Annotated in this window: 19 protein-coding genes; 7 read left to right on the top strand and 12 right to left on the bottom strand. The window is 33.7% G+C overall.

Annotated elements, in window-relative coordinates; all coding sequences use genetic code 11:
• Positions 1 to 77: 77 nt before the first annotated feature.
• Positions 78 to 2339: an ATP-binding cassette domain-containing protein gene (locus BGC7_RS15615; protein ID WP_050702531.1), complete on the bottom strand. Its 2262-nt coding sequence runs from the start codon at positions 2337 to 2339 to the stop codon at positions 78 to 80.
• A 138-nt stretch (positions 2340 to 2477) separates the two neighbouring features.
• Here BGC7_RS15615 and BGC7_RS15610 point away from each other — a divergent pair, with 138 nt between their 5' ends.
• Positions 2478 to 2825 carry a winged helix-turn-helix transcriptional regulator gene (locus tag BGC7_RS15610; RefSeq protein ID WP_050702530.1) on the top strand — a complete coding sequence of 116 codons (348 nt, stop codon included), beginning with the start codon at positions 2478 to 2480 and terminating at the stop codon, positions 2823 to 2825.
• 77 nt (positions 2826 to 2902) lie between these two features.
• Here the strand turns inward: BGC7_RS15610 and BGC7_RS15605 are convergent, their stop codons facing one another.
• Genes BGC7_RS15605 through BGC7_RS15595 form a run of 3 tightly spaced genes read right to left on the bottom strand, consistent with a single transcriptional unit; the run spans position 2903 to position 5717 of the window.
• A complete protein-coding gene (locus tag BGC7_RS15605; RefSeq protein ID WP_050702529.1) occupies positions 2903 to 3259 on the bottom strand; it encodes a virulence RhuM family protein in 357 nt (118 codons plus the stop codon).
• Positions 3256 to 4476 carry a site-specific integrase gene (locus tag BGC7_RS15600; RefSeq protein WP_050702528.1) on the bottom strand — a complete coding sequence of 407 codons (1221 nt, stop codon included), beginning with the start codon at positions 4474 to 4476 and terminating at the stop codon, positions 3256 to 3258. Before BGC7_RS15600 ends, BGC7_RS15605 begins: the two co-directional genes overlap by 4 nt.
• 11 nt (positions 4477 to 4487) lie before the next feature.
• Positions 4488 to 5717, bottom strand: coding sequence for a site-specific integrase (locus tag BGC7_RS15595; protein WP_050702527.1), 1230 nt, complete (start codon positions 5715 to 5717; stop codon positions 4488 to 4490).
• A 256-nt stretch (positions 5718 to 5973) separates the two neighbouring features.
• Here BGC7_RS15595 and BGC7_RS18345 point away from each other — a divergent pair, with 256 nt between their 5' ends.
• The gene (locus BGC7_RS18345; protein ID WP_157258757.1) at positions 5974 to 6210 is read left to right on the top strand and encodes a tyrosine-type recombinase/integrase; all 237 of its coding nucleotides are present in this window, start codon (positions 5974 to 5976) and stop codon (positions 6208 to 6210) included.
• Between the two features lie 112 nt (positions 6211 to 6322).
• Here the strand turns inward: BGC7_RS18345 and BGC7_RS15590 are convergent, their stop codons facing one another.
• From BGC7_RS15590 to BGC7_RS15555, 8 genes are all read right to left on the bottom strand, one after another.
• Positions 6323 to 7261, bottom strand: a complete 939-nt coding sequence (locus tag BGC7_RS15590) for a hypothetical protein (RefSeq protein ID WP_050702526.1) — start codon at positions 7259 to 7261, stop codon at positions 6323 to 6325.
• Positions 7254 to 10535, bottom strand: a complete 3282-nt coding sequence (locus tag BGC7_RS15585; RefSeq protein ID WP_050702525.1) for a hypothetical protein — start codon at positions 10533 to 10535, stop codon at positions 7254 to 7256. The genes BGC7_RS15590 and BGC7_RS15585 overlap by 8 nt, the downstream gene beginning before the upstream one ends.
• Positions 10525 to 11205: a condensin complex protein MksE gene (locus BGC7_RS15580; protein WP_050702524.1), complete on the bottom strand. Its 681-nt coding sequence runs from the start codon at positions 11203 to 11205 to the stop codon at positions 10525 to 10527. The genes BGC7_RS15585 and BGC7_RS15580 overlap by 11 nt, the downstream gene beginning before the upstream one ends.
• Positions 11175 to 12497: a hypothetical protein gene (locus BGC7_RS15575; RefSeq protein WP_050702523.1), complete on the bottom strand. Its 1323-nt coding sequence runs from the start codon at positions 12495 to 12497 to the stop codon at positions 11175 to 11177. The genes BGC7_RS15580 and BGC7_RS15575 overlap by 31 nt, the downstream gene beginning before the upstream one ends.
• A 217-nt stretch (positions 12498 to 12714) precedes the next feature.
• Complete coding sequence (locus BGC7_RS15570) at positions 12715 to 13485, bottom strand: hypothetical protein (protein ID WP_157258756.1); 771 nt, start codon at positions 13483 to 13485, stop codon at positions 12715 to 12717.
• 76 nt (positions 13486 to 13561) lie between these two features.
• Entirely contained in the window at positions 13562 to 14197 is a 636-nt protein-coding gene (locus BGC7_RS15565; protein WP_050702521.1) for a hypothetical protein, read from the bottom strand.
• A 1055-nt stretch (positions 14198 to 15252) separates the two neighbouring features.
• On the bottom strand, positions 15253 to 16266 hold the full coding sequence (locus BGC7_RS15560) for a hypothetical protein (RefSeq protein WP_050702520.1): 1014 nt from the start codon (positions 16264 to 16266) through the stop codon (positions 15253 to 15255).
• Between the two features lie 6 nt (positions 16267 to 16272).
• Positions 16273 to 17130, bottom strand: coding sequence for a toll/interleukin-1 receptor domain-containing protein (locus BGC7_RS15555; protein WP_050702519.1), 858 nt, complete (start codon positions 17128 to 17130; stop codon positions 16273 to 16275).
• Positions 17131 to 17246: 116 nt separating this feature from the next.
• Here BGC7_RS15555 and BGC7_RS15550 point away from each other — a divergent pair, with 116 nt between their 5' ends.
• The 5 genes from BGC7_RS15550 (at position 17247) to mobV (ending at position 22520) form a co-directional block, all read left to right on the top strand.
• Positions 17247 to 17963 carry a hypothetical protein gene (locus BGC7_RS15550; RefSeq protein WP_050702518.1) on the top strand — a complete coding sequence of 239 codons (717 nt, stop codon included), beginning with the start codon at positions 17247 to 17249 and terminating at the stop codon, positions 17961 to 17963.
• A 170-nt stretch (positions 17964 to 18133) separates the two neighbouring features.
• Positions 18134 to 18418 carry a MerR family transcriptional regulator gene (locus BGC7_RS15545; RefSeq protein ID WP_050702517.1) on the top strand — a complete coding sequence of 95 codons (285 nt, stop codon included), beginning with the start codon at positions 18134 to 18136 and terminating at the stop codon, positions 18416 to 18418.
• A gap of 4 nt (positions 18419 to 18422) precedes the next feature.
• The gene (locus BGC7_RS15540; RefSeq protein ID WP_050702516.1) at positions 18423 to 19631 is read left to right on the top strand and encodes a VapE domain-containing protein; all 1209 of its coding nucleotides are present in this window, start codon (positions 18423 to 18425) and stop codon (positions 19629 to 19631) included.
• Positions 19632 to 19877: 246 nt separating this feature from the next.
• The gene (locus BGC7_RS15535; protein ID WP_050702515.1) at positions 19878 to 20843 is read left to right on the top strand and encodes a toprim domain-containing protein; all 966 of its coding nucleotides are present in this window, start codon (positions 19878 to 19880) and stop codon (positions 20841 to 20843) included.
• A 258-nt stretch (positions 20844 to 21101) separates the two neighbouring features.
• On the top strand, positions 21102 to 22520 hold the full coding sequence (mobV, locus tag BGC7_RS15530; protein WP_050702514.1) for a MobV family relaxase: 1419 nt from the start codon (positions 21102 to 21104) through the stop codon (positions 22518 to 22520).
• Positions 22521 to 22703 lie beyond the last annotated feature (183 nt).

Here is a 22703-nt window from a genome sequence, read left to right as displayed (position 1 = left end):
ACAGAAAACAGGCTTCAGAATTAACTCGAAGCCTGTTTTTTATGTGAACCGCTTTCTTTATGCTGTTTAGTGATTTTTTATTTGGTACTTAGATATTTGTCTAAGTATATGCCCGTTAGTGATTGGCTGTTTTTTATTATATCCTTTGCTAAGCCTTCAAAAACGATCTCTCCTCCATTTTTACCTGCACCAAGTCCCATGTCAATAATCCAGTCAGCTTGAGAGATAATATCCATATTGTGTTCGATAATGATAACTGTATTCTCTTCATTTACTAGTCTGTCAAAAAGCTTCATAAGTTTGGATATATCTGAACCATGAAGTCCTGTTGTCGGCTCATCAAAAACGTATATATTTCCTTTCTTTCCTAATTCGGTTGCTAATTTCAAGCGTTGACGCTCTCCTCCTGAAAATGTATTTAAGGATTGTCCCAATGTTAAGTAATGTAAGCCGACTTCGCAAAGCCGGTTAAGAGGTTGTATTATTTCCTGTATATCAAAAAAAGTATTTGCTTCGCTGATGGTCATAGCCATAATTTCAGTAATATTTTTACCATTCAGTTTATACTTTAAAACTTCGGGCTTAAATCCACTACCATTACATTGTTCGCAACGAACTTCGACAGCATCTAAAAAAGCAAGATCGGTAGATATAATGCCTAATCCTCTGCATTCGGGGCAAGCTCCATCTGAATTATTGCTAAATAGCGACTGATTCACATTGTTCTGCTTCGCAAATAGTCTTCTTATTACATCCAATATCCCTGTATAGGTTGCAATATTCGACCTTTTACTACCTCGTAAGTCACTTTGGTCAATTACCACTATATCTTTATATTGACTAATAAAAGATTTGACAAGGGAACTTTTCCCTGAACCTGCGACTCCTGTAATAACGGTCAATACCTCTTTAGGTATCTGAACAGATATATTTTTCAAGTTGTGGATAGAAGTATTATCTACAGATAAATAGCTGGAAGCAGTTCTATATTTGGCTTTAAGTTGATTTTTATGATTAAGATAACGTCCTGTCAGTGTTTCTACTTTTTTTAACCCCTCAAAATCTCCTTCGTAAACAATATTTCCACCGCCTTTGCCTGCACCGATTCCCATATCGATAATATGGTCTGCAATGGTTATTACATCAGGGTCGTGTTCTACAATCAGCACCGTATTTCCTTTATCCCGTAATTCGATTAGCAATTTATTTAAGCGTTGTACATCATTAGGATGTAACCCGACACTTGGTTCATCGAATATATAAGTGAGGTCTGTCAGGCTGCTTCCCAAATGTCGGACTAGTTTTATCCGTTGTGATTCTCCTCCTGATAATGAAGAAGTATTTCTGCTTAAGGTCAGATACCCCAAACCAATAGCCAATAAATTTTCAAGGTTTTCAATAATTGTATTTAATAACGGCGTAACAGTATTACTATCTATTGTTTTAATAAACTCAAGTAAATCGTCTATCTGCATATTACAGCAATCTGCAATATTCTTTTCTGATATTTTACAAGTTAAAACTTTTGGATTTAAACGGGCTCCATTACATTCGGGGCAGAGCCCTTGTTTTACGACCTCTTTATATCTTAATGCATTTTTACCTGTAATTTCTTTTGATTCCTTCTTGAAAAAACTACGCTCAAAGCGAGGTAATATTCCCTCGTATATTCCTGTTTTAGGAAATTGAGGATCAGGGTGTGGCAGTTTCAGATCATCTGCATATATCAGATTATACCATTCCTGAGAACTATAATCTTTTATCTTCTTATCATTGTCGAATAATCCGGAATAGACATAACGAGTCCAACGCCATCCTCCAACCTCAAATGTGGGGAATCTGATTGCTCCTTCATTTAGAGATTTAGTTTTATCAATCAATTCATCTAAATCCACTATGCTAGTCTTTCCTAAGCCTTCGCAACAGGAACACATTCCTAGAGGGTTGTTAAATGAGAAGACAGTAGAATGTCCTGTAAACGGATTTCCTATACGCGAAAATAATAACCGTAAAAGCGAATATATGTCGGTTGTTGTACCCACTGTCGAGCGGGCATTACCTTCTATCTTCTTCTGATTGACAATAATCGCTACCGATAAATTATCTAAGCTATCTACATCCGGCTTTCCATATTGTTGTAATCGGTGGCGAATAAAACTATCATAAGTTTCATTCAATAACCTTTGCGATTCGGCAGCTATTGTGTCGAAAACTAAAGAGGTTTTGCCTGAACCTGATACTCCTGTAAATACGGTTATTTTTTTCTTAGGAATTCTGACAGATATATCTTTCAGATTATTTTCCCTTGCACCTCTTACTATAATTTCATTCTTACTCATATTCGTGGTTGCTTGTCACAAAAATAAAGACTTATAATCGGCTGGACAATAAGGGATAAATCTTTCATCGGGTGATAAATTTATCCCTATTTGGATAATAATTGATTATCTTTGAAATAAGAAAAACAAAGGAAAAAAATGTATATAAAGAAAAATCCAATGGACTATTCCGATTGTCCTGTTCGGATTGCCATTGATATTTTATCATCTAGTTGGAATGCATGGTTGATACTGGAAATTAGTAAAGGAATTGTAAGACCGTGCGATTTGCAACGAAGTATCAGTGTTGCACCCAAAAGAGTGCTGACAAAGCAATTAGGCGAACTGGAAAGGATGGGTATCTTGGAAAAGAAAGTATATCCGGTTTTGCCATTGAAAGTAGAATATTATCTAACAGAGACAGGTCGCGAATTAATCCCGATTATTGATCAGTTATGGCAATGGGGAGATAAGCATAAGGAAGATTTTATCAATAGGATTCTTTAAGAATCAACAGGTCTTATAATAAAACAGGCTTCGAAATAAACTCGAAGCCTGTTTTTAATTACTTATGACGTCCTGCATTAGTTGAGCATTGCATTTTGAATCGACAATAGAGGCATTGTTGTTACTTCTGGCTTGGTAGATTGATCAATTATCCACTTACGAAAGATATTTGCTTTGACTGATTGCACCCGAAAAGCAATAGCGATTATCATATCCAAACCGTAATAATCGGAAACGATTTTGGCTCCTTCTACCGTTCCACTCATCGACTGATCTCCCGTACAAATACCTAATTTCTCAATAGAACGAATATTCTTCTTTGCCGCTTGATAGAAGATTTGAAAGAGTTCGGCGATCTCTGTAATATTCATTCTAACATTTCTTGGAACATGTACAGTTCCATTATCACTTATCTTGATTTTTGTGTTTTTCATAGCTCTATCGGTTGAGATGTTTTATTACTAATTGCTTTTCGTCGTTCCATTAGCTTGTCCATATCCTCTGATATTTTATCATCAGTAACTTTCGAGTAAATCTGTGTACTCGAAATATTGGTATGCCCCATCATTTTACTAATACTCTCAATAGGAATACCAGCCGATAACATAAGGGTTCCGAACGAATGTCGGGCTTGATGATAGCTGAGATTCTCCTTGAACGCTAAAGCAAAGCCTATCTCATGAACTTCAAACCAAATCTGATCCCGACTTGGTAAAGGGAAGATAGGAGCAGTATTATCGGTTGTATTGTAAAGCATCAAGATTTGTTCTGCTATCGGATGCAGTGGGATAAATGCTTCAACTTTTGTTTTAGTTCTGCTACTTCGGATATATAATCTACCTTCCGCTGTTTTGCCTATATTCTGAGGATAGAGGTTGTGCACATCAACAAAAGCAAGTCCGGTAAAGGCTGAAAAAATAAACGCTCTGCGAGCTAACTCTTGCCGTTCGTAGGGCATTGGAGTGTCCATAATCTTTTTCAGTTCATTTCGGGTAATATGCCGTAATTTAGGAGGATTTTTTTTCTCATACTCCACATCTTCAATCGGACTACTTCTTAACACTTCCTGATCAACCGCAATATAAACCAGCCTGTTTAGCCAGCATAGACAGTGATTCACATGGGTTGTCGCATAGCCTAAATCTTTTTTTAAGAAGTTTTTGAACGATTCTCCAAACTCTTCCGTAATATCTGAAAAGGCAATATCATCCATTCCTCGTGAAAGGACAAAATCACGCAGGTTGCTCTGGGTTGTTTTTGATTGTCGGTAGGTGGATGTTGAATTAATCTCCAGAGATCGTTTTCTCAATCGTTCACGCTCCACTTCACCTGCTTGTAAAAGAAAGGTGGACACACTATTTACTCCTAAAATTATATTTTTGAGTAATTCTGCACTGATAACTCCTTGTTCTTTAAGAGTCTCTTCGTAGGTCTGTTCGATACGTTCCCGAAGTTTATCCAATTTATGATTGGTCGCCCCGTCTCGTACTTTCCCTTTCTTGCTGTTCCAATCGTTCGGTTCACAATAGATTCCGGTTGTCAAAACTGTCTGTTTATTATCAACCGTGATACGGCACAGAATAGGAGTAGTGCCGTCGGTTTTTATTTTACTGCGGTTGATGTAGAATAATATTTTAAATGTACTTCGCATGATCGTTGATATTATAGGGTTAATACTAAATCTTGTGTTGTCTCAATATACTTATCCATATCCTCAAAGAGCTTTTTAGGGGTCACACGTGCATAAATTTGTGTTGTTTTTATATCGCTGTGACCGAGCATTTTTGATACCGTTTCGATGGGTACACCTGCTTCGAGTGTAATTAGACTGGCAAAGGAATGACGGCTCATGTGATAGTGGAGACGTCCTTTTATATCAGCAAGAATCCGTATGCCTTGCATATTTCTTTTAATCGTACCGTTGTGTATCATTGGGAACAAAGTTTCCCTGTTGTCGTCCCGATATTTATCAATCAGGGCAATGGCTTCCGGTAATAATTTGATGCGGGCAAGTTGTCCGTTTTTGCCCCGCTTGTATTTGAGCCACCATGCACCATCATCATCCGTTGATAAATCATCTTTGGTGACGGATACCGTATCAATGTAGGCCGTGCCTGTGTAGCAGGAAAATAGGAACATATCACGTGTTATGACATGTGATCGGCGACGTTCGGGAATTTCTAAATCCCGAATTTTCTCAAAATCTTCCCGGCTGAGGGTTTTTGGGGTACTTTCTTTTTGTTTAGGTAGCTTGTAATAAGCAAAATAGTTTTTATCCGAGTTACCTTCTTTGAAAGCTATCTTGCAAACTTTTTTTAGGATTGCCAGATAGTGTCGTAAGGTATCAAGTGCAAGTCCTTTATCCTCCAATACAAAAGATTGGAAGTCCCGGATAAACTGTTCGCTTAACTGACCGAAAGCCAGATCGGAAGCATTAAACTTTTTCTTGATAAATTCAGCTACAACTCGTTTGGTATAGAGATGATTGGGAAGTGTTCTTGGGGAACGATCAACGCCAATACGCTCTTTAACGCTTTCGATATGTTTATCGAATTGTTGTAGCAGGGTCGTTTGTGCGGACATTGCTCCTTGAAACAAGTTCTTGATAGCTTGGGCATCGAAAGGCTGTTTACGATCAATGAGCGTGTCGTATGCTTCGTTGATGGAAAGCATCAACTTATCCAACTGAGCGTTGGTCGTTATGGCTTCTTTACTTTTTCCATTCAACCGACTTTCACGCGAATTCCATAGCGAGAATGTACAAGAAAGTTTACAACTGAATTGTACCATCGACTTGCCGACAGTGATACGTCCCATTATCGGAGTTTTACCCGATTTGTCGGAACTACTCTTTTTGAGGTAGAGTAATACCTTGAATTTTTCTGCTTTCATACACTTATATTTTTATTATCCTTTGCCGTTGCAAAACAACGGCAAAGTTACTTGTTATATAAGTGCTCTTTAGTGCGTAATTATAAGCAAATCAGAACATAAGAAGTTCGTTTATTCGCATCTTGTTACCTGTTTTAATTTAGTAACTGAGTGGTTAACGACTTAGTAACTGAAGTATGTCTAAGATTTGCTTAGATTCCAATTTTACGAACTTCCTAAATCTAAGCAAATATGCTAATTTCAAGACTGTTACCTATTGAAGTATTGCGATTTGCGTATATCCCTTTTCTTGTGTTTTTTTCACATACATCGCCATACATTTGCCACTACTGTCATGCTAGATAATGGAGCGACAATGGAAACACTCACTAGTGTATTGGGGCATCGTAGTATTAAAAACACGCAGATATATGGTAAAATCACCCAAAGAAAGGTTTTTAATGAGATGGTAGCTATTGAGAAAAAAATTGTGAGCTTTACAGAAATGGTGTAAGTAATATGAGAGTGATAATGTATCAGATTAGGAAATAAAAACTTAAACATTTGGGAATCATCATAATATTTACAAAAAGCAAATGAAAAGATGGCTGTTTAGTCGTCTTTTTTTATTTTGTGCAATTTAGCATTTCTATCAAATCAAATGATTCTTCCTCAATCCACATTTGACTTTGAATCAGATTATTAATAAGAATTAATTCTTTTTCTAAGAATAAATCAATAGATAATCCAGATACTTTTTTTGATAAATCCCAATGACTATAGTGGTAGTCGATATATGTGCTTATTTTCTTATGAGGCTCATTAGGGTAGAGAATGGATATATCTTTATTTCTTTTTCTAAGCTTTTCTTTTATTCTTGTGTAAATTTGTAATCCTGCTAAATCCCAATCACAAGAATAATAGATAGGTTTTGAAAGCTCTATTTCATCAATATCATCAATTATTTTTATGTTATTCCCACCAACATACCATAACTTAATTTCTGCATTTCTAGCTATCCAGGGTTGTTTTAAAAAGGATTTATTTTCGCACAATACAATAGCTCTAGGATTAGGATGATCAACGACAATTCTCCATTGATTTTCCTTTTTATCTAAAGAAAATTCTGTGATCCCTAAAATTTTAAATACAGCATTTCTTATGCTTGTCTTATTCTTTAAGTATTTTGAGGTATTAAAAAATTCATTGGAGAAGTCTTCTATATTAGTAGGATTATTTTTCAACTCAGTTTTATTTTCTGCGATGAGCATTAAAGTTTTTACGTCTTCAAGTGTGAAATTCTTTTTAGCATTAGGTTCAATCCCATTTTCGATTAGAAAGTTCTTAGCTTCATCATACTGTATTTTAAATGTACCCTCATAGAATTTGCCAAAACAATCAGTAGAAACAACAATTTTAGTATTTCCGATCTTTCTATCAAGAATACATTTGTCTTCCAATAAATATTTAATATAAGGATGCTCTTGAATATTCGCTCTTGTTTTCTTTAAATGAAATAAGTCATCAAGGGCTTTTAATTCTTTCCATGTAATATTTTTATTCATTGCTCGGTATTGTGTTAATATAATTGGTAATATCTTCTACAATGATATCAGAAAAAATCCCCAAAGGTGGAACATAGGTATCTGTATCAGCTAAGTTATTTTCATTCATAATGTAGATATATTGTCCATCATTCGTAATTTCTCCTGCTGTCTCTATAGCCATCGTGATGATTTGGTGTTTTTCTGTTTTGGCTAATTTATGAAGCATATCATAATTACTCCCTAAACCTTCGGCTTCATCTATTGGCATTATCTTTAGCCCTCTTCTTCCTTCTACCTCAATTAGAGACAACCTTGCTAAGCATAATAACGCATTAGCAGTATAAGTTTGACCATTACTCCCAGAATTACTCTCATCATTGTCAAGTTTTAAATCAAACTCTAGATCGAAATAAGATTTAGGATTCATTAAATCTTCGGGATCGATTTTAGCACTACCTCCAAATTGATGAAAAGCCTTTACCATCATCACGTTAATATCTATTTCTTCCCGAAGTTCGCTAAATAATCCAACATTATTCAGTTGATTATTCAGTTGCTTTCTAAAATTAAAAAGCCAACTAGTTGGGAAATGTATTGAAGGTTTAGACAATAAGGAGGCTCGATTACCTCCAGTAATAACTTTGTTTTTCTTTTTGAGATAGGAATCAATTTCACTAATTTTAGTAAGATAATTATTGTAAACCCTATATACCTCATTGAAAATACTTCCCAATATCTCCATTTTTCTTGAACCAATCTCCTGAATATCCTGTGTGAGTTTATTCAACCTTTCTACTATATTATAAGTAATTAGATTTTCATCAATTGTGGAAGTGGGAAAAACTGTGGGGAGTAAATAATTAGCAAGCTTACCAATAGAAATTAATTCATTATAAGGTGTATTTTCAGTAACGATTTTTAAGTATTCATCGTAGGCAACTTTTGATTGTTCCGCTTTGAATTTCAAAGAGTTTAACTCTCCGTTTTCAGGATTGGTTAATTCTATAATATCTTCAGAAAACTTAATTTCTGATTTAAATAGATACTCATTCAACCTAATTGTTTCATCCAACTCTAGGTTTGCTTTAGTATGATTATCTTCTTTTTCTTTTTTATTTTTTTCAAGATCGTCTATTGTTTGTTTAAGATCAAATTTTGTACTTAATAATTTCGATTCATGGCTAATGTCTTTAACATACTTTTCCTTTAATAATTCTTTATCAAAGCCATTTTTCAATTTATACATATTATTTATAAATTGCTCAATTTCGTTTTCAATAGAGTTTATGCCAATTACTAAATCTTCTTTAAAGAATTTACTTTCCAGCTCTTTGATTTTTTTGTTATACTCATCAATTGTGTTCTTTTGAGTTAAAAAATCTTGATATTCTTTCTGAATAGAAGTGAATTCTAAATCAATACTCTTTTTGTTATTATACAACTCAATATTTTGGATTAAAGTTTCTTCAGAAATCTCTTTTAAAGTTTCTTCAATATTGAAATTAGAAAGATCATTCTTCCGTTTATATAAACTAATAGATTCCTTTAAGTTGCCATAGGCAAATAATATCTCTTTTAATTTTTGTTCCTGTTTCTTTTCAATCTTAAGTGTTGACAAACGATTTGTAATACCTTCTTTTACTTTTTGAATAGGTCCTAAAAGTTGTTTTGGATCGCTAACATTTAAAACATGGCTAGACGAATGTTCAATATATTCATAAACACCATCAAGGTTTAACCAGAAGCCATGATCTGTTTCTTCTTTAATTTTAGAGTTCATGTTTTCAAACAAGTCTCCTGGGGAAGGTACATATCTTTCAGCATTTCTTTCAGAAGGTCTTATTTTACCATATTTTTGAAAGTAGATTAGAGCGCTCTCAATATTGGGTGAGACTGGGAATTTTAAGCTTTCTATAGCCCAATTTAAAAGAGATTCTGGATTGTTAATATCTGTAAACTTAGAGAATGATTGAAGTTCCGCTATTTCCTTTTCTATTCTTTCGATTCTCCTTGGAAATTCGATATTTTCTTTCTCAAAATCAATTAACCAGTTGGATGCTTCAAAATCACTTAATGCATTATTTTCCTTAAGATAATCAGTAAAACTTTGCAAGTTTTTTTTACTTTTATGTTCTTTCTTTTGAAAAGAAAACCATTCTTTAACTCTTTCTAATTGATTGTTATTTAATCTCAACCAATATTCAACCGTTTCGATAGAAGCTTTGGACTGGCTTATCTTCAAAAATTTATTTTCAATATCAGTATTAGACTCTTCTTTGTTTTCAAGTCTAACCACTGTTTCTTTTAAATTTTGAAGTTCTTTCAATTCTTTAATTTGTATCTTTATTATTTGATTTTTTATGAATTTTAATTCTTCAATCTGTTTTTCCAATTCATCATTAAGTTCTTGTTGCTCTTGGGATGATTTCTTCTTTTGTGTATTCCAAAAATTGTATCGTTTAATTAAATATTCAGAATAAGTCGATTTATAGACTTTACTTTTCTCCAGCACATTTTTTAATAAAGTTTGTTTTTCATTAATTAATCTGATTTCATCCAAATATCTTTTATGTTCGTGAAAGTCATTTGTAATATTTTTCACCTCTTCATCATATTTAGCCTTAATGATATTTTTATCGTCATCTCCGAAAAGAAATCTTTTAAGATTCTCGGATTCTTTTTTAAAACCTTTTCCTCTAGAGAACGACCTTAAAATACTTGCGTAAGCTTTTAATGTTGTTTCTTTAGTCAAGTCTAAAGAGAGTATTTCATTATCATAAAGAATTTGATGATAATTTTTCCTCCTAAATGATTTAATCCTTACAAACGCAATCTTATCACAAAGATTATTTAGCGCCTCAACCTTATCATCTATAATTAAATCTTTTGTAAAAATTGGACGATTGAGAGTCGTTAACATTTCCCAATCATATCCATTTTGGATAATAAACATCTCAGCCACATTACTGGAACTTTCAAGGTAGGCGCCCATTGCAATATATTGCTTTGGCTTGACTTCGATATTCATAAAAATGTAACCTCTGGAAGAAGTTTTGCCTTTGCTCCCCAAAAGCATCCCTTTGACATCTCTATCTTTATTGCCGTCTGTAGCAGATTGAAATTCGCTAGATCCTACTAAAATCAATTGAATCATATCTGCGATCATACTTTTTCCGCTACCACTTTCACCACTAAAATCTGTTCTGTATGGGTGAAATAAATAGTCTGCATTAAAGTGCTGCTTAATACCTATCGTAGATAAACTATATATACGTGGAAAATTATTCTGCATTTTTCACATCTTTAATTAAGTCGTCTATTGTTTCTATCTGGGGCTGATATGCTATTCTTAGTCGTTCGAAAGATGGTAAAATCTTAAATTTGTTTTTCTCACTTTCATCCTCCCACATTAACCATCCTAATTCGCCAAATTTGATAAAGGCTTTTTTTACAATGTCTTCAAATCTTTGATCAGTAGTATCTGTTCCCTTGTCTGAAGAGTTGTCATTTATTAATTTTCTCAAGGCGTTTTTCTCTTCTTCATATTCTTCATAAAGGAGGTTTATAAAGTCAGAAATACTATCTAACTCAATATTACCATCTAGTTTGTACATCTTAAGAAAGAGCATTCCGATAATTATAAACTCACTTTTTAAATAATCTCTGTAATCAGAAGACACATTGCTTTTACCATCTTCGTTCAGTTCCAGATAGTAGTATTGATTAAACTCATTTCCTTCAATTTTAAGGTTGAGATTAAAAAAGTCTTTATAATACTTTTTTAATGATTCAAAATTGTCATTATCATTCAAGAAACGATATAAATTCACGTCAAAAGGATATTCTCTCTGGATATGAGTACCACTTCTAAGCGCATAGTCCAGCTTAGCAAAAACACTCATTACTTTCTTTTCATATAGAAAACTATATTTTACTCCATTTTCTGAATAGTCATCTGCCATAATGAAATACTTTTATTCACTGTATGATTAACAGCTTCTCGATTAATTTCAATTTTATATTTATGTTTAAATTTGGTACTTCTCCTTAAAATGTTATGAGCAGTTTTAACTGCTATAGATAATTCATTGGTATCTATAATCTTAAAAAATAATGGAGTAAAAGCTAATGTACCATTTTCGTCTAATTCTTTAAAGGCAATATTTGTCCAATACAATATTTTTTCTTTATCTTGTTTCCATTTATTGGTTTTATCTAGTAACTCTTTCCTTTTAGAGAAATCTATTTGCCTTTTCGAAATTTCCATAGGTAATTTATAGCTTATCTCTCTGGTCGGAACTATATTAAATATAGGAAGGTGTTCTGTTAATTTCACCCTTAGGGTTAAAAGATTATTTGGAAATTTAATTTTTTTTCTACTTCCTTCTTTTTTTACAAAAGAGTTTTCTAACAAATAATCAATGAATTTATTTGTTTTTCGATCAAAATCCTGTTTGTTAAAATCATAAATAAACTCTCGGAGACGAGGTTTTATTTTTTCAATTCTTTTACTTATCTGTTCTAACTGATTTCGCGAATTGTCATGAAATTTTTGAACCTTTTGAATATTTCTAATATAGTCGTGGTTGTCTGGCTTTTGGAGAATTCCTGTTAGGATTTCGTCAATTTCATATGAAACCTGAAATGCATTCTTGAGCTCAGAAGCCTGTTTTTTAATTATTTCTAAATGAATTTCAATTCCTTTCAAAACATAAATAACATTTTTATTTTCAGACTTAATACTGATTTTGAAATCATTTACTGATTCGTTGACTTGTTGATCAAGTATTTCAATTTGAGAAATAAGTTCTGGTATTCTCAGATCGAAATGGTCTTCTACCCACTCATTAAAATCATTTTCCTTTTCAATATTTTCAGTCAAGCTTTTATGTAATTCGTCAAAAAAACGCTTTATCTTGGCTGGGCTATATTTTTTTATAAGTCGCTTTTCAATATGCTGGCAAAGTTCTAATCCATATTTTTTAAATTGATAGGTCCTTTTTGTTTCATTACGCCATAAAAATGATTCTTGTAGTCTTAATATTATTGTATTATTTCTATTATATTCTGTTCTTGAATTTTCAACTCCTTGATCTTTGAAAACTTTGTTGATAATCGTATTAATATTTTCTTCGGAAAAGTCTCTGTCCTTATATTTGGCATAGAGAGATAGGAGAATTAATCCATCATTTTTTCCTGGAATTAATTTCTCATATTGATTCTTCGCCTCTCTATATAAATTAAAACTCTCCATTAATTTCTATATCTTTATTTAAATCAACCCAATTCATGTATTTTTCAGATCTATCATTATCTGTAGAGCACCTTAGGTTGATATGTACCTTTATTTTCTTCCATGTAAAAATTTTATATCAAAACGAAGTAAGATAATAATAAAATAAATAGTCAGGACTAAAATTTTAGAGTTTTATATTTTACTCTTTATGAGTAGGATTTATACTTTGGATGATTTAATTCTCTATATTTTTCAGCCTTTCGTGTTTAATTTGTTCTATCACATGTTGTCTTTCCTGCTTATAATCAAAGTATTCATCAATTAAAGAAATATATTTTGACTTTCTAAAATACCAATTATTTATAGCACCATCATTTTCAACAAGATAATCTCCAACTACATACTTAGGTACTACATTGAAAGTAAAAACAATTACTTGAGAAAACACTTTGTCGACCAATTTATTTAAACTTATCTGCTCAATAATTCCCTCAAATCCAATGGTTCTTCCTTCCATCGATCTATTTATTCTTTCTGTAATCTGTTCCGAACTAGCATGTGTAAATTTAGAAAGGAGTCCATAAGTTCTCTTTACATCTGTTATAAAATCGGTAGCATCCTGTTTGTTAAAGAAATTAAGTTGAAGGGCGTTTATTGGATTAATATTTGATGAATTAAGCAAGTTTTTATACTCTTCTATCTGATCGTTTATATCAGATTGGGTATTATTCATTGATATGAAGGTTGCTTTTATCGCTAACTCTAATAAATATCTCAATTCTCTTTTGCATGTATTGATAATTCCCTCTTTTGCTAAAATTTCAATACTGATAGTTGATTGAGTGATATCATCAATCATTCTTAAAAAGAAATTGCTTTTATTACTAATGCCATCTCTAATTGTATCATAATATGAGAATAATGTACAGTGAAGTAAACAATTCTTCATCGTCTGAAATTGTAACCAAGCTTTTTTATATTCAATAGATTCTAACTCTTTATTCATTAATATTTTATTTTAATAATTATGAGATATCATTTTTAACTATTACAAATATAAAAAACATTTACATGTATAATTTTCATTCACCTTGTTGAAGCTTATCATAATACAAATATTCGGTATATGCATCAAACTTCTCAAACATGATATTCATAATTGATAATAAATTTTCTAAATCTATCTCATTAGTAGATAGTCTATCTACATAAAAATGACTTTCCCCTTTCTTGCCAAATGAATACCTTGAAAAATCCATCTTATCATTGTTTGGTGAAGTTTGTATTTTTGAAATTAACTCATCAATATAATCAGATAGTACTTTAAAGTTTTTCTCAAATTCATTTGATGCTTTTTGACCATCTAAATCTTTGATTCGAGCCTTAAGAGTTGTATATAATTGACTCAAGTTATGTGTTCCATCGACTTTTAAGTTATTATTTAGTAATTCGTTGTAAATAGAAATACTAGCCTTTAAGTATAGTTCTATTCCATGATTTAAACACATTAACATTGGGAAAATAAGAATATCAGCTCTTTTCCATTCGTTATCTTGTAAACAACTTTCAGTCTGAACAATAGCAGATTCAAAATAGCCTTCCGCTAAATTAATTGTATTGTTAATTTGACCGAGTCCCATCCTCCAACTCATAAATGCCATTTTATCAATTTCATCGTTTCTTGAAAAAATTGGTTTGTTTGATTTCTTTGTAGTCATAAATACTAATTAAAAAAGGGTTTAGGTTTAACATGCAAAATGTACAGATAATTGACTTTTGATTAAGTCATTTATCTATTGTTAATTATTCAAGATATTAATGACATCCTCTATTTCGGTTCTAACTATACAATTCGGTTTTATTTCGTCATCACTTGTAAATTACATAACGATTTACTCCCGATGCAATATTTATCAAACCAAATTCAGCTTCAAATGCTTTATATATTCCACTTTATCTCTAAGTCCCTAGAGTAATAAAAATTGCTCCCTTAAAGCAAATAAAACTGTTGCTGTTTTCTTTCCAAAACAGAGTATAGTTTGGTCATAATATTCTCCTTTTCATTATTATCACAAAATAGAAGCTCTTTAAAATTTTTACTTTTTCTTATATTTAAGATTTCTTCATTGCATATTACTTTGGATTCCATTTTTATTTTCGATTTGCAGTATTTATTTACTAAAGGCTAAGATAAACAGGAACAGACGAATAAAGACTAAATTTAAGCATTTAAATGACTGGTATGAAAGAAACAGCTCAAAACTTTCCTACCCCATGCCTAAGGATGAGTGAAACGAAGCCTTAGGAATATACACACCACCCAATAAAATATGAATCTGAGAAAAGCTATTCCTCATTTAGGTATAACTATTATAACAAATAAACGATTGTTTTAAGATCTTAGTTTTCAATACAAACTTCACTCACTTACAATGTTAAGTAATTCATCATCCCATTAATCCGATAAATTGAAAAACAAATACTATCTTTGTAAATAAACGCTCTTATGCAGTGCTACAACATGTTAAAGATCAGATGATTGGAGCAGGAGGTGGAGATGGTTTTTAGGGATTCATAACAGACTGATAATAAGCGCATTGGGGAGAGGCTATCTATCCCGTCCATACCGCCAAAAGCCTTGATAGTCTGTTGATTATCAAGGCTTTTTATTTTATTGTCGTGCATCTGTCGTGCAAATTCATATTTGTCCTATTCTTTTCCTGACATTATGCAATACAAGATAATATTAGCAGAACAAGATAATTTCACGAAGTTATTTCAGTTCTTCTTGATAATATCGTTCTAAATATCGGCGAGTAAAATGCCTCATATCTTTACTAAACATATATAACTCTTCTGATTTACCGAACATTTCCCGATATATTGGTTGTCCAAGTATGTCTAACGATTGCTCAAAAGTTTCAAGGGACTTTTCTTTTTCTTCTTTAGATTTTGACGATTTAAGAATATTATAAGTTTCAAGTCCGACTTCATATATCCAAGGAAAATCATCCTTAAATAAACTAATCATCATCAAGAAACTCAAGGTTGGATTTTTTTCTTTCAATTCCATATGCATTATTTCATCCAACATCATTGGATGAAATTTCCTTCGTCTTCTTCTTTCAGGGTCATATAATCTATTTTCAATTAGAGACGGTAATGTTTCTATTTTCGCTTTCAATTCTTCCATTGATTTAGAGGATTGTAATCCTTTATCTATACCAGCAACAGTCAGTCGCAAATCGGAAATTGCTTCAACAATATCAGCCAAAGACCGTTCTTCTGCGTCTCCACTTTCTTTTAAAACCTTTAAGTCTAAGGATACAGATATAGGGTTTTGAACTTCACTACCTCCGATTTCAATCGATTTCACTTGCGACGATATTTCCTCTTTCGCAGCTGCTACACTATCTAAGTTGTGAAGGTCAAACTGTATTACCCTTGTTGCAGCGACATCAAAAGGAATAACATCACCTTTTCTTATCATTTGAACGAGAGGTTTTCTCATTGCATGTCTAATTGCCAGTTCATAAAACACGTTTGGATTATGGTCTGTCAAATCAGCAATCACAAGTTCGGCATCTACTATATACTCTATAATTTGAGTTGTGATGATTCCCGGTTCGGAGATTTTATCCGCTCTGATTACTTCATACCCTAATTGTAATACCGGTTGTGTAATGATATGTTTTAGTATTTGATCTGAGCGTGTTCTGGTTTCAGATCCTTCCTCCCCAATGGGAGATATCACAAAACAAATTTTCTTATCCTCTTTTTTTATCATATCTTTTTAGATTTTAATTCTTTGAGCAATTTTATCAGCAATTTCTTCAATAGTATAATCTGTCGTATTAATAGCCAGCATATCTGCTATTAAAGGGCTATAATTCATTACCTCATTTTTCGATATTTTATGCCACAACGGTAATATAACTTTAGCCCCATTTACCTCTCTGGCAAAAAGTCCATCCAATTCTCTTTGAGGCCATTCTTTATTAAAGAATGATTCAGAAAGCACGACTATTCCATAAGTGGAATTTCTCAGGCCATTATCGATAGAACGCCTTAGACTATCTCCCAATCGAAGTTCAAACTCATCATACCAAACAGCAATATTTTGAGCTTGCAATGCCTCAACAAAAGGTCGAACAAAATTTTCTTTATCTTCAGATGCGTGAGAAACAAACACATCATATTTTTTATCTGGCAATATGGATTCTGTCTGAAAATGTGTTGTTTGGAAGCTATCTGCTGAAATTGTTCTTTGTCTTTCCATTTCACGAGTAATACTTTGTTGTAAAGAGAGCATCTCTTTTTGTTCTTTCTTTGTTTTATCTCGCTCTTTTTGCTCTTCCTTACTAAGCTCTTGGGTCAATTTAGTCCGTTTAATTTGTTTGTCTGATAATGTTTTTACCTTTCCTGCTTTATCTTTGGTTAGTTTATTTATATCCTCATTTTTTTTTGTTAGATCTTTCTGATGTGTTATTATACGTTTCAAGTCTTTTTCTCTATTCATCTTATCTAAGATACTGTTAGCTTCTCTCTCTTTACGAGTAATATTATTATTTATTGTTTGAATTTGATTTTCAAGACTATGTATTTCCCTGTCAACGCTAGAAATAGAACTGTTTATGCTTTGTATGCTCATGAGAATGATAATTTTGTTATAAATAGTAAAGATAGTTAATCCTAATCATACTGAAAATCAACAAGTATCGTAAAAATAAAAAATCTTCGTAATTTTGTAGAGAAATTTAGTGAAGTATGGAAAAGTATCGAAAAATATACAACGATAACTTCTTGGGAACATCAGGTGTTTCCATCCTTAAATTCTATTATGCCAGCTTTAAGATACAACAAGCAAAAGGTAAAGCTCCTGATGTAAATGTCTTTTTAGATGATTGTGCGAAAATATCTGAAGAGAGTAACCTTATGCTAAAGGTTTCCAGCGTAATACCGTTCTTTAATTTGCTTTTTGGAACAGGTAGAGAACAAAAACATATAGCTGAAATAATAAGAACTAAACGTGAAGAAGTAGAGACGCTATTCATACAGGATGATATTTCGGATGAAGCCATAAAATCTATATTGTATGGCATATCACCTTTTACACAAGCTGGTAGCTTGACAAAAGAAGATATGATACAGGTAGTAAAGGATAAAATTTTCAAATGTTATTCTATAAAAGGCCGGAAGCAATTAGGCGACCGTATCTTCGGCTATTTATTGGCTTCGGAACTTATTTCCGCCTATACACCTGAAGAGCGATTACAAGCATGGCAAATGCTTATAGGCGAAAAAATTGCTCCGTCCGATACAAAACTACACGCCAACCCGTCCTTAAACCGTAGTAACGTAGATACTAAAACACTTCTAAAGCATTTGGATACGATTCGAGAATTTTATTCCGGAATCGGACTAATAAAAGCAGTTTCCATTATCGAAAAGGATATGAAGATCTTATCGCATAAAGGCGCCTGATACTCTCTCCTTATTTCTTGCATTTACCCTTATTTATTCTTAGTATGACACACGGATTTGTCCTGTTTAGTGAGTTGTTGTCCCAACCTGTCCCGTGAGGATATGTTGCTTATTATCAGATAAATTGTTATATATATTTGTCTTTCGAATTTTTTAAAACTATTAGTAAAATGAGAAAGACATTCAAGAAATTCTGGTTAAAATCAGAAAATGAGGAAGCTGTTGAAAATAGTATTCCTCAAGAACAAGCATCGCCGGTTGACAAGGCGATAAGTAACCTAATCAAGATGAAAGAGGCAGTTAAACTTCTCAAAGCCTCTGCTCCCACAGTCCGTAAATATGCCCGACTTGGTTATTATAAAGAATATCGGTTCGGCCAAAAACTTGTCTTTAACAACAAGGAGGAAATCTTAAACTTTATCCTAAACCAATTCGATACCACAGGAGATTCTTGATGCCATGAAAGAAAAAGCATCAGCCTCTGTCCGCCAGTCGAAAAATGAACGGATAGAACAACAACTCCGAACGCTGTACAACTTTCGGTTCAATACCGTAAAGAGCCGGACGGAGTACCGGGATATCCATGCACAAGGGGAATCCAAGCCTGTAACCAAATACTTCCTGAATTCCCTCCGCAGGGAGATTGATGTCCGCATTGGTATTACCACTTCAGCCGATAATATCCGGGCTATCCTCGAAAGCAATTTTGCGGAAAAAGTACATCCCATCCGGGAATATCTTTCTCGATTGCCTTTGCTGAATCCGTTGGACTTTGGTTATACGGAGCAACTCTTGCAAACCGTCGAAGTCTCCAATCCTGATAAATGGAACGAGTATCTGGTAAAGTGGCTGATAGGTGTTGTTGCTAATGCAATGAATGATGTCGGTTGTCAGAATCATACCTGTTTAGTGCTGACTGGCGAACAGGGCAAGTTCAAAACAACATGGCTCGACCACCTTTGTCCCGATCCGTTAAAAAGCTACCTGTTTACAGGGAAGATAGATCCGCAAGGAAAAGATGTATTAACCCTGATAGCCGAATACCTGTTTATCAATATTGATGACCAATTACGCGCTTTAAACAAACGGGATGAGAACGAACTCAAAAACCTGATCACGACTCCAGCTGTCAAGTACCGCAGACCATACGATACCTATATTGAAGAATATTCACATCTGGCGAGCTTTATGGCATCGGTCAACGGCAACGACTTTCTGACTGATCCGACAGGCAGCAGACGTTTTCTTCCTTTCGAGGTTATCCGTATTGATATCGACAAGGCTTTATCCATCAATATGGATCATGTTTTCTCTGAAATCATCTATTTATACAAACAAGGTGTCCGCTATTGGTTTGAAGATGTGGAAATAGAAGAATTACATCGGTTAAGTTCGGGCTTTCATGTGCAGACAGTAGAATATGAAATGCTGATGCAGGGTTTTGAAAAGCCGGATGATACGGACGATTCGTTTATGACAACGGCTCAGGTACTGAACTATCTTAGGATGTTCAGCTCTTTGCCCCTGTCCGAGAAGCGGATGGGCGAAGCCATCCGCAAAGCTGGATTTATACGAACTCAGAAACGAATAAACCGTAATCCCTCTCCTGTATATGGTTACCGGATAAAGAAGATTAAGCCAAATCCCTTTGTCGATCAAGAACTGTAATAAAGATGATTCATTTTTTTGCTTACGACCCTACTACATAACAGATAATCCCATGAAAGAAAAAAGATTAGCTGTAGTAGGTGCAAAAATATCATCTTACTCTCCTGTTATTACCTTACTACAGTTGTAAGGTACATAGTTACTACAATTCAATATAGACACTACATATTATAACTTAAAAATAAGACACTTAAATCATTTGTAGTATGTAGTAAGAAAAAGTTCTACAAAATTAAAAACAAGATTATGACAACATATAATGAAGCAAATAAAATAAGTATCAAAGCCTATCTAGCAAGCAAAGGTATTTACCCGGTTAAAGATCATGGTTATTATGGCATGTACCATTCCCCATTCAGGGATGATATTAATGCAAGTCTGAAAGTCGATTATAATAAAAACTTATGGATCGATTTCGGGAGCAATGACGGGGGAACAATAATAGATTTGGTTATGCGAATCAATAATTGTTCATTGAACGAGGCAATGCAAGAGCTGAATCGATACAACAGTACGTCAGTAAATCTGTACAACAATACGACAGCACAACAGCAATCACAGTCTTTTTCTTTTCACGGCAATAATTCAAATAAAAATATTCCTGCTATAACAATACAAAAGGTACAGCCAATAACACATCAAGCCCTGATTGATTATCTATCGGAAAGAAAGATAAGTCTTGATATCGCTAAGCAATATTGCTCTGAAATTCATTATTCCGTAAACGGAAAACCTTTTTTTGCTATCGGGTTTCCAAATGACAGTAAAGGTTGGATATTACGGAGCGAGCCATTTAAGGGCTGTACCTCTATGGAGGTAACAACATATGGCGGAGCAAATAATACCAACAGTAAAAAAGAATCGTGCTCGGTCTTTGAAGGTTTTACCGATTTCCTTTCCTACCTGTCACTAAAGAATATACTTGTACCTCAAGAGGATGTAATAGTGCTTAATTCACTATCCAACCTTCCCAAAGCTATCGACAAGCTAAAAGAATACAAAGAAGTCCATACTTATCTCGATAATGATAATCCGGGAAAGAAAGCTACTCTAACCATTAAACAAACTCATCCGGCAGTAATCGATCAGTCGGCAAAATATGCAGGCTATAAAGACCTGAATGAGTATCTTATTTCGATCAGACGGATACAGCAAAAAGAGAAGCCTAAAACGGAAGTCAAACGGAAACCGTTCAAAGGTTTCAGACCCTAAGCTTTGGTGCGTACCCCAGGGGCTTTTGAAAAAGCCATAGCCTATTAGGGATTTTTCTTTACGCTCTCGTTTCACTACCACTAAAAAATCCCAATAGGCAAAGGGTGTTCCCCCTTTTGAATCCCCCTGAGTGGTCTGATGACCACAGTCGCTATAAGCGACTATTTACAATGATAAATCATTGTCCACCGACAAAGTATAGTCGGCAGGCATGGTTTCCAATTATCAAAATTACGAACTTTTAATATAAAAATAATCATGGGATATGTTGTTCTCCATTTAGATAAATCACCGCGAAACGAAGCGGCGATGACAGACCATATAGAACGGAAAGTAATAGCTCCGAATGTAGACCCGAAACGGACACATCTGAATAAAGAGTTAGTTCCATTCCCCGAAGGGGTAACCAACAGGACGGAAGCGATAAAGTATAGGATCGAAAATGCAGGATTAAGCCGTAAGGTCGGAAAGAATCAGGTACAGGTTATTCGGCTTATACTCTCCGGCAGTACCGAAGATATGTTAAGAATACAGGCAGAAGGAAAGCTCGACTATTGGTGTAAGGATAGTATGGATTGGCTCAAAAAAGAATATGGAGAGAAAAACATTGTGGCAGCAACATTACATCTGGATGAAGATGCCCCACATATACATGCTTCGGTAGTTCCAATTGTTCAAGGAGAACGCAGAAAAAAGAAGTCAAACAAAGAACCGGAAACCCCTAAAAATCAGTACAAGAAGAAAAACACAAATAGGCCTCGCTTATGTGCAGACGATGTAATGACAAGAGATAAGCTAACAAAATATCAGGATAGCTATGCGGAGGCTATGGCTAACTATGGATTGGATCGTGGCATCAAAGGATCGGAAGCTCGACATATTTCAACATCGGAACACTTTCGTAATCAAAAGGAAGAATCCAATAATCTACAAATTAATATAGGTCTGTTACTGATGCAGGAAGAATCTAAACGCAAGAGCATTGAGCAATTCAACCGGAAGGAACAAGAAGCAAAGCAAGATTACGAACAAGCCGAGAAGCAGAAACAACAAAAAGAAGCTGAATTGCAACAAACGGAACAAGTTCTTAGTAAAACTAAGGGCGAATTGAAAACCGAAAAACTCAAAAATACGGCGGCCGATGTAGGTTCTACTATTATGGATGGGATTAGCGCTATGATAGGTTCTTCCAAAGTGAAACGGCAACAACAGGAAATAGAGAATCTTAAAGAAGAAAAGAAAAATCTAGTTCAAGAAGTGAAGACTCTGAAACAGGATATGCAGACCAAGCAAAAGGAACATGAGACGACATATGATAAACTAAAACAGGAACTAAAGAAAATCCATGACTTGTTTCCCAAGATCAAAGAGTTGCTATGGATTGAAAGGTTGTTACAGACTATGAAGTTTACAGAAAGTCTTATCAAAAATATATTAGAAATAAAGCCTATTGTATTCAAAGGGGACGTATATTCTCCCGAATACAAACGGTATTTCAAAACAGAAAGATCTGTTGCGGAGATCAAGCAACATCCCGAAAAGCCAGACAAATATGAACTGACTATTGACGGAGTAGATGATACAAATTGGTGTAGGAGAAAGTACAGGGAGTTTCAGCAAAGTATTGGAGTAAATATTAAGTCAAAAGAAGAGAAAAATAGAGGTGTAAAAAGATGATAGTCTGAATGATAATTATATCCAAATATTTTTATTATTTTTGCAGAAAGAACATAAACGTATGTTTTAATAACATTTTTGAAGAGCGTTGTGCTTAATTCTTGCTAATGAAAATCTGGTAAATTTTTAAAAGATACAAGAATAGGTCGATGGTTCTCACGCAATATGGCGTGGGGCTGTTGT

The sequence above is a fragment of the Dysgonomonas sp. BGC7 genome (assembly GCF_001261735.1).
GTDB lineage: Bacteria > Bacteroidota > Bacteroidia > Bacteroidales > Dysgonomonadaceae > Dysgonomonas.
The sequence above is the reverse complement of the archived record's forward strand: the minus strand, read 5'-3'. Positions and strand labels throughout refer to the sequence as shown.

Coding starts and splice junctions, on each gene's coding strand:
- BGC7_RS15610 (WP_050702530.1), top strand. CDS start 2,478: ATGTATATAAAGAAAAATCCAATGGACTATTCCGATTGTCCTGTTCGG.
- BGC7_RS15600 (WP_050702528.1), bottom strand. CDS start 4,476: ATGCGAAGTACATTTAAAATATTATTCTACATCAACCGCAGTAAAATA.
- BGC7_RS15555 (WP_050702519.1), bottom strand. CDS start 17,130: ATGAGCATACAAAGCATAAACAGTTCTATTTCTAGCGTTGACAGGGAA.
- BGC7_RS15535 (WP_050702515.1), top strand. CDS start 19,878: ATGACAACATATAATGAAGCAAATAAAATAAGTATCAAAGCCTATCTA.
- BGC7_RS15540 (WP_050702516.1), top strand. CDS start 18,423: ATGAAAGAAAAAGCATCAGCCTCTGTCCGCCAGTCGAAAAATGAACGG.
- BGC7_RS15570 (WP_157258756.1), bottom strand. CDS start 13,485: ATGAATAAAGAGTTAGAATCTATTGAATATAAAAAAGCTTGGTTACAA.
- BGC7_RS15560 (WP_050702520.1), bottom strand. CDS start 16,266: ATGATAAAAAAAGAGGATAAGAAAATTTGTTTTGTGATATCTCCCATT.
- mobV (WP_050702514.1), top strand. CDS start 21,102: ATGGGATATGTTGTTCTCCATTTAGATAAATCACCGCGAAACGAAGCG.
- BGC7_RS15595 (WP_050702527.1), bottom strand. CDS start 5,717: ATGAAAGCAGAAAAATTCAAGGTATTACTCTACCTCAAAAAGAGTAGT.
- BGC7_RS15605 (WP_050702529.1), bottom strand. CDS start 3,259: ATGAAAAACACAAAAATCAAGATAAGTGATAATGGAACTGTACATGTT.
- BGC7_RS15545 (WP_050702517.1), top strand. CDS start 18,134: ATGAGAAAGACATTCAAGAAATTCTGGTTAAAATCAGAAAATGAGGAA.
- BGC7_RS15575 (WP_050702523.1), bottom strand. CDS start 12,497: ATGGAGAGTTTTAATTTATATAGAGAGGCGAAGAATCAATATGAGAAA.
- BGC7_RS15550 (WP_050702518.1), top strand. CDS start 17,247: ATGGAAAAGTATCGAAAAATATACAACGATAACTTCTTGGGAACATCA.
- BGC7_RS15565 (WP_050702521.1), bottom strand. CDS start 14,197: ATGACTACAAAGAAATCAAACAAACCAATTTTTTCAAGAAACGATGAA.
- BGC7_RS15585 (WP_050702525.1), bottom strand. CDS start 10,535: ATGCAGAATAATTTTCCACGTATATATAGTTTATCTACGATAGGTATT.
- BGC7_RS15615 (WP_050702531.1), bottom strand. CDS start 2,339: ATGAGTAAGAATGAAATTATAGTAAGAGGTGCAAGGGAAAATAATCTG.
- BGC7_RS15590 (WP_050702526.1), bottom strand. CDS start 7,261: ATGAATAAAAATATTACATGGAAAGAATTAAAAGCCCTTGATGACTTA.
- BGC7_RS15580 (WP_050702524.1), bottom strand. CDS start 11,205: ATGGCAGATGACTATTCAGAAAATGGAGTAAAATATAGTTTTCTATAT.